The organism is Actinophytocola sp., from assembly GCF_045807065.1.
Lineage (GTDB): Bacteria > Actinomycetota > Actinomycetes > Mycobacteriales > Pseudonocardiaceae > Actinophytocola.
In genome coordinates this window covers 1-8,740 of sequence record NZ_JBJMIE010000029.1, presented here as the reverse complement: position 1 = coordinate 8,740, position 8,740 = coordinate 1, and the positions used below count along the sequence as shown (strand labels likewise).

At 73.2% G+C, this 8,740-nt stretch carries 6 protein-coding genes; 5 read left to right on the top strand and 1 reads right to left on the bottom strand.

Going from position 1 to position 8,740, the window contains the following annotated elements:
* The 4 genes from ACJ73U_RS01605 to ACJ73U_RS01590 all read left to right on the top strand — a co-directional run.
* On the top strand, nt 1-4,033 hold a 4,033-nt coding region (locus ACJ73U_RS01605; protein WP_407775675.1), incomplete at its 5' end, for an amino acid adenylation domain-containing protein.
* Nucleotides 4,030-5,274: an MFS transporter gene (locus tag ACJ73U_RS01600; protein WP_407775674.1), complete on the top strand. Its 1,245-nt coding sequence runs from the start codon at nt 4,030-4,032 to the stop codon at nt 5,272-5,274. The genes ACJ73U_RS01605 and ACJ73U_RS01600, both read left to right, overlap by 4 nt.
* Nucleotides 5,271-5,468 (top strand): MbtH family protein, encoded by a 198-nt coding sequence (locus ACJ73U_RS01595; RefSeq protein ID WP_407775673.1) that lies wholly within the window; start codon nt 5,271-5,273, stop codon nt 5,466-5,468. The genes ACJ73U_RS01600 and ACJ73U_RS01595 overlap by 4 nt, the downstream gene beginning before the upstream one ends.
* Before the next feature lie 257 nt (nt 5,469-5,725).
* Nucleotides 5,726-6,811, top strand: a complete 1,086-nt coding sequence (locus tag ACJ73U_RS01590) for an acyltransferase family protein (RefSeq protein WP_407775672.1) — start codon at nt 5,726-5,728, stop codon at nt 6,809-6,811.
* 14 nt (nt 6,812-6,825) lie between these two features.
* Here the strand turns inward: ACJ73U_RS01590 and ACJ73U_RS01585 are convergent, their stop codons facing one another.
* The gene (locus ACJ73U_RS01585; protein ID WP_407775671.1) at nt 6,826-7,290 is read right to left on the bottom strand and encodes an NUDIX domain-containing protein; all 465 of its coding nucleotides are present in this window, start codon (nt 7,288-7,290) and stop codon (nt 6,826-6,828) included.
* Nucleotides 7,291-7,337: 47 nt separating this feature from the next.
* On the opposite strand from ACJ73U_RS01585, the gene ACJ73U_RS01580 reads away from it, so the two are divergent.
* Nucleotides 7,338-8,606 (top strand): glucarate dehydratase family protein, encoded by a 1,269-nt coding sequence (locus ACJ73U_RS01580; RefSeq protein ID WP_407775670.1) that lies wholly within the window; start codon nt 7,338-7,340, stop codon nt 8,604-8,606.
* Nucleotides 8,607-8,740 lie beyond the last annotated feature (134 nt).

Here is an 8,740-nt window from a genome sequence, read left to right as displayed (position 1 = left end):
CGCGCAACCCTTCGACCTCGCCGCCGGGCCGCTCTTCCGGCCGACCGTGCACCGGATCGCCCCGGACGACCACGTGCTCGCCCTGACCGCCCACCACGTCATCACCGACGGCTGGTCCGCCGGCGTCATTGTGGCCGACCTCGCCGAGCTCTACCGCGCCCACGTCACCGCCACCCCGGCCGAACTGCCCGACCTGCCGGTCCGCTACCGCGACTTCGCCGCCTGGCAACGCGGCCGCGGCGACGTCCTGGACACCCAGCTGGCGCACTGGCGGCGCGTGCTGGCCGGCGTGCCCGCGCTCGAGCTGCCCACCGACCGGCTCCGGCCCCCGACGCACACCACGGCCGGCGCGCAGCTCGAACTCACCGTGCCCGCCCGGGTCGCCGACGCGCTGCGCGCACTCGCCCGAGCCCAGGACGGCACACTGTTCCTGGCGCTGGTCGCCGCGGCCACCGTGCTGCTGCACCGCTTCAGCGGCCAGGACGACTTCGCCGTCGGCACCGTCTCCGCCGGCCGCGCCCACCCCGACCTGCGGCGCCTCGTCGGGTTCTTCGTCAACACCATCGCCCTGCGCACCCCCGTCGACCCGCGCCTGCCCTTCACCGACCACCTGCGGCGGGTCCGGGAGACCGCGCTGGCCGCGTTCGACAACCAGGACGTGCCCTTCGAACGGGTCGTCGACGCCGTCGACCCCGACCGCGACCCCAGCCGCACACCGCTGTTCCAGGCCATGGTCGTGCTGCAGAACGCCACCGACCGCACCGAGGACTTCGCCGGGCTCGCCGCGACCGACGTCGAGTTCCCCGTCGTCACCGCCAGCTACGACCTGACCGTCGAGTTCCACGAGATCGCCGACGGCTCGCTGGGCGCCACCCTCACCTACAACACCGACCTGTTCGACGCCGCCACCGCGCGCCGCCTCGCCACCGGGCTCGACCGCGTCCTGACCGCCGCGGCCACCGACCCCACCGTGCCCGTCGGCGCCATCGACGTCGTCACCGACACCGAACGCGCCCTGGTCCGGTCCTGGCACGACGCCGGCCCGGACATCGCACCCGCCACCCTGACCGAGCTGTTCCGCGCCCAGGTCGCCCGCACCCCCGACACCCCGGCGCTCATCGCCGGCGACCTCACCCTCAGCTACACCGACCTGGCGGCACGCGCCGACCGGCTGGCCCGCGTGCTCGCCGCCAAGGGCGCACGCCCCGAAACCGTCGTCGCCCTCGTACTGCCCCGCTCCGCGGAACTCGTCATCGCCCAGCTCGCCGTCGCCGCGACCGGCGCCGCCTACCTCCCCGTCGACCCGGACTACCCGCCCGACCGCAAGGAGTTCATGCTCGCCGACGCCCACCCCGTGCTCGTCATCGACGACCCCACCCAGGTGTCCACACCGGACGGACAACCCGAGGCCGAACCCGCGGTCGCCGAGCTGACCAACCCGGCGTACGTCATCTACACCTCCGGCTCCACCGGCCGCCCCAAGGGCGTCGTCGTCACCCACACCGGCCTCGCCAACTTCGCCCACGCCGAAGCCGACCGGTTCGCCGTGCGACCCGGCGACCGCGTCCTCGCGTTCTCCTCACCCAGCTTCGACGCCTCCGTGCTGGAACTGTGCCTCGCACTGCCGCACGGCGCGACCATCGTCGTGCCGCCACCCGGACCGCTGCTGGGCGAACACCTCGCCGCGGTGCTGCGCGACTACCGCGTCACCCACACCCTCATCCCGCCGGTCGCCCTGGCCACCGTGCCCGACACCGACCTCCCCGACCTGGCCACCCTGGTCGTCGGCGGAGACGCCTGCTCGGCCGCCCTCGTCCGGCAATGGGCACCGGGCAGGCGGCTCATCAACGCCTACGGCCCCACCGAGGCCACCGTCGTCGCCACCTGGTCACAACCCCTGCCACCCGACCGCGGCACCCCACCCATCGGCCGGCCCATCTGGCACACCCGCGCGCTCGTCCTCGACGACGACCTGCGCGCCGTGCCCGTCGGCGTGCCCGGCGAACTCCACGTCGCCGGCGTCGGGCTGGCCCGCGGCTACCTCGGCCGCCCGGGCCTGACCGCGTCCCGGTTCCTCGCCAACCCCCACGGCGCACCCGGGGAACGCATGTACCGCACCGGTGACCTGGTCCGCTGGAACCGCGACGGGGAACTGGAGTTCCTCGGCCGCGCCGACGACCAGGTCAAGGTGCGGGGGTTCCGCATCGAACTCGGCGAGGTCGAGGCCGCCCTGCGCGAACACCCCGACGTCACCGACGCCGTCGCCGCCGTCCGGCCCGACACCGCCGGCCACAAACGACTCCTCGGCTACGTCGTCGCCGACCCCGCGCCCACCGGCGGCGAGCTACGCGACTTCCTCGCCGAACGCCTCCCCGAGTACATGGTGCCCACCGGGTTCGCCGTCATCGACGCACTCCCCATGTCCCCCAACGGAAAAGTCGACCGTCGCGCCCTACCCCAACCCGACCTCGCACCCGCCGCAGCCCACTACGTCGCCCCCACCACCCCGGTGGAGTCCACACTCGCCCAGGTGTGGGCCGACGTCCTCGGCATCGACCGGGTCGGCGTCACCGACAACTTCTTCGCCCTCGGCGGCGACTCCATCCTCAGCGTCCAGGTCGTCGCCCGGGCCCGCCGCCACGGGCTCTACCTGACCACCAAGGACCTCTTCCAGGCCAGGACCATCACCGAACTCGCCGGGCGCGTGTCCGTCGACGCCGGCGTCGAGGACCGCGCCGAGGTCGTCGGGCCCGCGCCGCTCACCCCGATCCAGCACTGGTTCTTCACCTCCGGGCGGACCAACCCGCACCACTTCAACCAGGCCCACCACGTCGAGCTGCCCACCGAGCCCGACCTCGCGGCCCTGCGCACCGCGCTCGACGCGCTCATCGCCCACCACGACGCGTTACGCCTGCGGTTCCACCAGGACGACGCCGGCTGGCACGCCGAACACGCCCGACACGAGCCGGTCGACGTCCTCGACGTCCACGACCTGCCCGACCCCGCCGACCCCGCCGTGCTCGAGCTGGCCGACGCCGCCCACGCCGGCTTCGACCTGGCCACCGGCCCGCTGCTGCGGGCGGTGCTCTTCCGGTTCGCCGACGCCAACCACCCCCGGCTGCTGCTGGTCGCCCACCACCTCGTGGTCGACGGCGTCTCCTGGCGCCTGCTGCTCGACGACCTCGACACCGCCTACCACCAGGCGCTGCGCGGCGAGACCGTCGACCTCGGCGCCAAGACCACCTCCTGGCAACGCTGGTCCACCGCACTGACCGAACTGGTCACCACCGGCGCCCTCGACCACGAACTGCCGCACTGGCAGCAGGCCGGCGGCAGCGGCGACCTCCCAGGCGACCGCGAACCCGACGGCGCCCCCAGCACCGACGCCATCGAGGTCACCCTCGACGAAGCGGACACCGCCGCGCTCCTGCGGGCCGCGCCCACCGCCTACCGCACCCGCGTCAACGACGTGCTGCTCGCCGCGCTCGCCCGGGCACTCGCCCGCTGGACCGGCCGCGACCGGGTCGCGGTCACCCTCGAAGGCCACGGCCGCGAGGACGTCCTCGACCTCGACGTGTCCCGCACCGTCGGCTGGTTCACCACCATGTTCCCGGTCGCCGTCACCGTCCCCGACCACGAACCCGACAACTGGCGCAACCTCGTCCGCGGCGTCCGCAAACAGCTGCGCACCGTGCCCGGCAACGGGTTCAGCTACGGCGCCCTGCACCACCTCGGCCGGCTCGACACCCCCGGCCCGCTGCCGCGGCTGTCGTTCAACTACCTCGGCCAGTTCGACGCCCGCGCCGAGAACGAGGACGCGAGCCTGTTCGGCGCGACCCTGCCCGCCATCGGCGCCGACCACGACCCCGCCGACCACAGCGAGAACCTCGTCGACGTCGTCGGCGACGTCACCGACGGCCTGCTGTCGTTCGCCTGGTACTACCGCGCCGACCACTTCGACCGCGCCACCATCCAGGCCGTCGCGACCGACTTCGCCGAAGCACTGCGCGCCATCGCGGGAGACGTCCGATGACCACAACCCCCGTGGACACCAGGCCCCTGGTGCGCAACCGCAACTACACGCTGCTGTGGGTCGGGCAGGGCTGCGCCGAGATCGGCTTCAGCTCGTCCATGCTCGCCTTCCCACTCATCGTGCTCGCCGTGACCGGGTCGGCGGCCGCGTCGGGGCTCGTGCTGGCCGCCGACGCGGTCGCCCAGGCCGTCACCGCGCTGCCCGCCGGCGCACTGGTCGACCGCTGGGACCGCAGACGCATCATGCTCGCCTGCGAGATCACGCAGGTACTGGCACTCGCCAGCCTCGTCGCCGCGCTGCTGCTCGGCCACGCGACCGTGCTCCACCTGACCGCGGTGGCGGCGGTGCTCGGCGCCTGCCGCGCCCTGTTCGAACCCGCCGAGGACGCGCTCCTGCCCTCCCTCGTGCCCGAACCACAGCTCGCGACCGCCGTCGCCACCAACAGCGCCCGCTCATCCATCGGCCAGATGACCGGCACCGCACTCGGCGGCGTGCTCTTCGGGATCACCCGCTGGGCGCCGTTCCTGCTCGACCTGGTCACCCACCTCGTCGCGTTCACCACCCTGGCGTTCCTGCGCGCCCCCGCCCGCACCACCGAACCCGCGCCGATCGGGCGGCTCGGCCACGAGATCACCGAAGGCCTGCGATGGCTGTGGCAGCGCAAGGAAATCCGCGTCACGACCGTGTGCGCGGTCACGCTCAACCTGTTCTTCGCCGCCTACTACCTCGTGGTCGTCGTCCTCGCCCAGCGGCACGGCACACCGGCGGGGGAGATCGGCGTCATGGCCGCGATGCTCGGCGTCGGCGGCGTGCTCGGCGCGCTGCTCGCCCCGTGGCTGCACCGCCGCCTGTCCCCGCACGCCGCCATCGCCGGCGTGTTCTGGGCACTGGCCGCGCTGTCCCCGCTGGCCGCGGCCATCACCAACGGCTACCTGCTCGGCGTCCTGTTCGCCCTCATGGCGCTGCTGGCACCCACCGCCAACACGACCATCATCACCCACCAACTCCTCCTCACCCCCGACGAGCTGCGCGGCCGGCTCAGCGGCACCCTCAACGTCGCCATCGGCGCCGCCGCGGCCGCCGGACCCGCCCTCGGCGGCCTACTCGCCCAGGCCACCACCCCGACCACCGCCGTGCTCATCAGCACGGCCGGCATGACGGCCGCCGCCCTGGCCGTCACCGTCAACCCCACCCTGCGCCACTACCCGCGGCGCACCGAAAGAGAGGAACCCACACCATGAGGGACGACATCACCTACCGCGTCCTCGTCAACGACGAGGAGCAGTACTCCCTGTGGCCCGCCCACCTCGACATCCCCGCCGGCTGGCGCACCGAGGGCCCCACCGGCACCCAGGCCGAATGCAGCGCCTACGTCGACGAGGCGTGGACCGACATGCGCCCCCGCACCCTCCGCGAGCACATGGACGCCCACTGACACCTGTCCTGGCAGCCCCAACCCGGGCGTCCTTCGCCCTGGAGGCCGCCGCCGGGCCGTCCGTGTCGCCGCCGGTGCAGGCCGCGGCACGGACGGCCGCGGCCGGGCACCGTGCAGGCCGCGATCCGGCACCGCGCAGAAGTACTGAGCGGCTCCGACCGCCGGAACCGATCGGCCGAGGCCGATCCCGACAAAGTCCTGAACACAACGCCGCCCGCCCACGTGTAGAGAGCGAAGGCGATCAAGGGAGGCGGCCGATGACGCGCGGTCCGAGGCTGGAGGTGCTCGACGGCCTGCGGTTCCTCGCGGCGATGTCCGTCGTGGTCTACCACTTCACCACCATGGACCGCGTCTGGGGCCGCCCCGCCGCCGACCTGTTCCCCGCCCAGGCCGCCACCTACGGCTGGCTCGGCGTCTACCTGTTCTTCCTCAACAGCGGGTTCGTCATCTGCATGAGCGCGTGGGGCCGCGGCGCCGGGGCGTTCCTGGTGTCGCGAGCCGCCCGCCTGTACCCCGCGTACTGGCTGTCCGTCGTCGTCATCACGCTCGTGCTCACCGTCTGGCCCGCACGACCTGTCACCTGGTCCGGCACGCTGGTCAACCTCACCATGTTCCAGGACGCCGTCGGCACACCACCCGTCGCCGAGGTCTACTGGACGCTGTGGGCGGAGCTGCGGTTCTACCTGCTGTTCGCGCTGCTCGTCGCGTGGGGCCTGACCTACCGGCGCGTCGCCGGCTTCTGCCTGGCCTGGCTCGCCGCGGTCACGGTCACCAAGGCACTCGTGCCCGACGGGGACCTCGTCCACGTCGTCCTGCTGACCGACTACGCCCCCCTGTTCACCGGCGGCATCGCCTGCTACCTCATGTACCGGTTCCGCCCCACCCTCCTGACCTGGGCCATCCTCGGCGCGTCGTTCCTGCTGTCGGTGCCGGCCGCCAGGTACCGCGCCGGCCTCGAGTCCTACCCCGGCCAACCACCCGTGCCGGCCTGGCCCGCGATCGTGCTCCTGGCCGTCTGCTTCGCACTGGTCACCGCCGTCGCCCTCGGCCGGCTCGACCGGGTACGCGGCCGGTGGCTGGTCGTCCTCGGCGCCACCACCTACCCCCTCTACCTGCTCCACCTCGACCTCGGCGGCCCCCTGCTCCACGCCTGGCAGTGGCACCTCCCGCCACCACTGCTCGTCACCCTGGTCACCGCCGCGATGATCGGCCTCGCCTGGCTCGTGCACCGCTACGTCGAACGACCACTCGCCCCCCGCCTCACACGCGCCCTGCGCCGGCTCGGCCCCACGACCCGGCGACACGTGCGCGACACCCCCGCCGCGGACCCGGTACCACACTGACCGGCCTCGGCGCGCTAGTCACCCCCACCGACGTGCCGGCGCAACGCGTCGAGGGCCGGCACCTGGCCCTTCACCAGCTTCTCCCGCGCCACCTCGACGCTCACCCACGCCGCCCGGTCCACCTCCGGGAACTCCCGCAGCCGCCCGGACCCGCGCGGCCACTCCAGCTCGAAGGTGTTGCTGCGGAACCCCGCCAGGTCGAAGTCCCCCTCGACCGCGAACGTCGTCACCGCCTTGCCGCCGGACTGCTTGACCGTCCCCAGCGCGATCACCGGCCCCTCCGGCGGCGGCGACCCCATCTCCTCCTCGAACTCTCGCACCGCGGCCGCCAGCGGCTCCTCGTCGGTGTACTCGCCCTTCGGGATCGACCACGCGCCCGCGTCCTTGCGCGCCCAGAACGGGCCGCCCATGTGTGCGATGAGGACCTCCAGGGACTCCCCACGGCGGAACAACAACAGCGCGGCGCTGGTCTTCGGCATGCGGCAACGATAGTGAAGGGGTCCGCCGGCGTCCGTAGACTGCCGGCGTGCGCATCCAGGACGTACACGTCACGCCGGTGGCGTTCCGGGACCCGCCGCTGCTCAACACCGTCGGCGTCCACGAGCCGTTCGCGCTGCGGGCCGTCGTCGAGGTGGTCGCCGAGGACGGCACCTACGGCCTCGGCGAGACCTACGGCGACGCCAGGCACCTGACCCGCCTGCGTGCCGCGGCCACCCACCTCACCGGCGTCGACGTCTGGCACCTCCACGAACTCGCCCGCCGGATCCACGCGACCCTCGCCGGCGACACCGGCGGCACCGGCGGGCACGGCATGGCCGGCATGGTCACCGCCAGCAGCACCGCCGACCGCGTCCTGTCGCCGTTCGAGGTGGCCTGCCTCGACATCCAGGGCAAGATCACCGGCCGCCCGGTCAGCGACCTGCTCGGCGGGGCCGTGCGCGACCGCGTCGTCTACAGCGCCTACCTGTTCTACAAGTGGGCCGGCCACCCCGGCGCCGCCGACGACGAGTGGGGCGCGGCACTCGACCCCGACCAGCTCCTCGCCCAGGCCAGGCGCATCGTCGGCGAGTACGGCTTCACCGCGATCAAGCTCAAGGGCGGCGTGTTCGCGCCGCAGGAGGAGATCGCCGCGATCCGCGCCCTGGCCGTCGAGTTCCCCGACCACCCGCTGCGGCTGGACCCCAACGGCGCCTGGAGCATCGGCACCTCGATCCGCGTCGCCGAGGAACTCGACGGGGTGCTCGAGTACCTGGAGGACCCGACCACCGGCATCGCCGGCATGGCGCGGGTGGCCCGCGCGGCGCCGATGCCGCTGGCCACCAACATGTGCGTGGTCGCGTTCGAGCACCTGCGGCCCGCGGTCGAGGAGGACGCCGTCCAGGTGATCCTGTCCGACCACCACTTCTGGGGCGGCCTGCGCCGGTCCACCACACTCGCCGGCATCTGCGACACGTTCGGGTTGTCGCTGTCCATGCACTCCAACTCCCACCTGGGTATCAGCCTCGCCGCCATGACCCACCTCGCGGCCACCACCCCCAACCTCACCTACGCCTGCGACACCCACTGGCCGTGGAAGGCGGCCGAGGACGACGTGATCGTCGCCGGCACCCTCCGGTTCGCCGACGGCGCGGTGCCCGTCCCCACCGGTCCCGGCCTCGGCGTGGAACTGGACCGCGACGCGCTCGCCCGCCTGCACGAGCAGTACCTGTCCCGCGGCCTCACCGAACGCGACGACACCGGCTACTACCGCCGCGTCCACGACCCGCAGTTCGACCCCACCGCACCCCGCTGGTAGCCACCGCCCGCCAGGGGGTGATGTGACACTCATCCCGGAACCGGCACACCGGTGGCATCGTCGCAGGATGCCGTCAGGCAGAATCGGTCGCGTGAGCTGGATCGTGTGGGTGGTGGGCGCGTTGGTGCTGGTGG

Excerpts from the sequence above, each read along its gene's own strand:
- ACJ73U_RS01595 (WP_407775673.1), top strand. The coding sequence starts at position 5,271 with ATGAGGGACGACATCACCTACCGCGTCCTCGTCAACGACGAGGAGCAG.
- ACJ73U_RS01600 (WP_407775674.1), top strand. The coding sequence starts at position 4,030 with ATGACCACAACCCCCGTGGACACCAGGCCCCTGGTGCGCAACCGCAAC.
- ACJ73U_RS01585 (WP_407775671.1), bottom strand. The coding sequence starts at position 7,290 with ATGCCGAAGACCAGCGCCGCGCTGTTGTTGTTCCGCCGTGGGGAGTCC.
- ACJ73U_RS01590 (WP_407775672.1), top strand. The coding sequence starts at position 5,726 with ATGACGCGCGGTCCGAGGCTGGAGGTGCTCGACGGCCTGCGGTTCCTC.